The sequence below is a fragment of the Erysipelothrix aquatica genome, assembly GCF_009828775.2.
GTDB lineage: Bacteria > Bacillota_I > Bacilli_A > Erysipelotrichales > Erysipelotrichaceae > Erysipelothrix > Erysipelothrix aquatica.
The window spans coordinates 1-2,721 of sequence record NZ_WTSY02000068.1 but is presented as its reverse complement, the minus strand read 5'-3'; the positions used below and the strand labels follow the sequence as shown (position 1 = coordinate 2,721).

The 2,721-nt window shown below is 35.7% G+C and carries 3 protein-coding genes and 1 rRNA gene; all 4 read left to right on the top strand.

The window, feature by feature from the left end:
* The first annotated feature begins 50 nt into the window (after positions 1-50).
* The 4 genes from rrf (at position 51) to rplA (ending at position 2,404) form a co-directional block, all read left to right on the top strand.
* A 5S ribosomal RNA gene (gene rrf / locus GVV20_RS10365) occupies positions 51-164 on the top strand.
* Between the two features lie 74 nt (positions 165-238).
* Positions 239-1,156, top strand: a complete 918-nt coding sequence (locus GVV20_RS10360; protein ID WP_159741737.1) for an aldo/keto reductase — start codon at positions 239-241, stop codon at positions 1,154-1,156.
* 136 nt (positions 1,157-1,292) lie between these two features.
* Positions 1,293-1,715, top strand: coding sequence for a 50S ribosomal protein L11 (rplK, locus tag GVV20_RS10355; protein WP_159639533.1), 423 nt, complete (start codon positions 1,293-1,295; stop codon positions 1,713-1,715).
* Positions 1,716-1,720: 5 nt separating this feature from the next.
* Positions 1,721-2,404 (top strand): 50S ribosomal protein L1, encoded by a 684-nt coding sequence (rplA, locus tag GVV20_RS10350; protein ID WP_159637785.1) that lies wholly within the window; start codon positions 1,721-1,723, stop codon positions 2,402-2,404.
* The last annotated feature ends 317 nt before the right edge of the window (positions 2,405-2,721 follow it).

The window sequence follows — 2,721 nt, the reverse complement described above, 5'->3', positions numbered from 1 at the left end:
AAAAGATACAAAGTCTTCTGTTATTCAGTTTTGAGAGATTACTCTCATGATCTGGTGATTCTAGCAAAGTGGTCACACCTGTTCCCATCTCGAACACAGAAGTTAAGCACTTTAGCGGCGACAATATTTAGCCCAGCGTTAGTGAAGATAGCTCATTGCCAGGTAATTCGACATCCATTTGGATGTCTTTTTTTATGCAGATTATGATATAGTTAGACTATAAAACTAGGAGGATACTATGAAGTATTTTAATCTCGGAAAAAGTGATCTCGAAGTATCAAATATTGGACTCGGATGTATGCGGATGGCTGGTAAATCATTGGATGAAGCAAAAGAAATCGTAAAAGTTTCAATAGATTCTGGTATTAATTTTTTTGATCATGCTGATATCTATGGTAAAGGTGAATCGGAAGTAATTTTCGGCCAAGCAGTTAAGTCTTTAGGTATTGAAAGAGAATCAATTATTGTACAATCAAAATGTGGTATAAGAGATGGTATGTTTGACTTCTCAGAGGAGCATATAATTAGTTCTGTTAAAGAATCTTTAAAACGTCTTCAGATGGATTACTTAGATGTATTAGTTCTTCATAGACCGGACACACTGTTTGATCCTCTTGAAGTGAATGCGGCATTCAAACACTTACATAGTGAGGGAATTGTTCGCAATTTTGGAGTAAGTAATCAGAATCCATATCAAATTGAATTACTAGAGACCGAGTTGGAGTTTCCTATCCTAACAAACCAAGTGCAGTTTTCGATTCGTCACACTCCGATGATCGACGCTGGTTTTAACGTTAACATGAAGACAGATGCTGCAGTAGGTTATGCAATGGGAATCCTTGAACATGCAAGAATGAATGGAATTACTTTACAAGCCTGGTCGCCATTTTACAGTGGACACTTTGAAGAGATATTTTTAGATAATCCAAAGTTTGAAGCACTGAATGAATTATTAACCCAAATTGGAATTAAATATGGTGTTGCAAAAGATGCAATTGCAGTTAGTTGGATTTTAACACACCCAGCTCAAATGCAAGTTCTGATTGGAAGCATGACTACTAGACGTATAAAAAGTATTGCTAAAGGTTCTGAGATAGTTCTGACAAGGTCAGAGTGGTATGAAATTTATAGAGTTGCCGGTAACATCTTACCGTAATTTTAAGATACTATAATGTTGACTTAGTTGTATCAACAGTATATAATAATTAAGCCTGTTTATAGGCATTTTCGTGTGGGAGAGTGTGCAACATTCGATAACCACACCACAGACAAAAATCAAGGAGGAATGTCGTGTGAGTAAAAAAATTGCAAAAATTGCCAAACTTCAATTCCCTGCTGGAGGAGCTAAACCAGGACCTGCATTAGCTGGTGTTGGAATTAACATGCCTCAATTCACAACTGCATTTAACGATGCAACACGTGATCGCGCAGGAGATATCGTACCTGTTGTTATTACAGTATTTGATGATAAATCATTTGATTTCGCTTTAAAAACAACACCTGCTTCAATCTTATTAAAACGTGCAGCTGGAATCAAAAGTGGTTCAGCAACACCAAGCAAAGCTATTGCTGGAACAATCACTGAAGCACAATTGCGTGAAATTGCAGAGTACAAATTACCTGACTTAAACGCAAATGACGTCGAAGGTGCTATGCGTATTGTTGCTGGTACAGCAAAAAATATGGGTATCGCAATTGAAGGAATGGAGGCATAATTCAAATGGCTAAAAAAACTAAAAACTACAAAAAAGTTGGAGAATTAGTCGATCGTTCAAAAGTTTATACAATCGAAGAAGCATTGAAAACTTTAAGAGAAGCTAACTTTGTTAAATTCGATCCAACAGTCGAAATTTCATATAACCTAAATGTTGATCCACGTCACGCTGATCAACAAATCCGTGGAGCAATGGTATTGCCACATGGTACAGGTCGTTCACAAAAAGTATTAGTTGTAACTCAAGGTGCTAAAGAGCAAGAAGCAAAAGATGCAGGAGCAGATTTTGTTGGTGGTAAAGAAATTCTTGAGGAAGTAAAAAATGGATGGTTTGACTTCGATGTTATCGTCGCTACACCAGACATGATGGGTGAATTAGGTAAACTAGGACGTGTTCTAGGACCTAAAGGATTAATGCCTAACCCTAAAACAGGAACTGTAACAATGGATGTTACAAAAGCTGTTGAAGAAATCAAAAAAGGTAAAATCGAGTACCGTGTTGATAAAGAATCAAATATCAATACAATTATTGGTAAACTTTCATTTGATGATTCAGCAATCATTGAAAACTTTAAAGCACTTAATGACACAATCGTTAAAGCACGTCCTGCTGCTGTAAAAGGTACTTACATTAAGAACCTTGTAATTACAACAACAATGGGTCCTGGATTAAAAGTTGCAATAGACTAAAACTACTAAAGAAGCCTCGGCTTCTTTTTTTATTAAAATTTGATAGTATTGCTTATGTAATAATTTGATAAATAGGTGTAGTTATATTCATTAAATATCAATAGTTCTGTATATCTTGAGGACTTATGTGTATTTCATAACTTACTAGAATTATTTCGTAAATAAAAAAAACCGTACCAGTAAGGTACGGTTTCCTAAATTCAAATCTCAACCGCACCACCAAGGTGCGGTTGTTTTTGTATAATAAAAGGAGCCCACCCGACTAAAAGGAGCTCCCATATGAAGTATAAGCAATTAAATAAAAAAATAAAAGACCA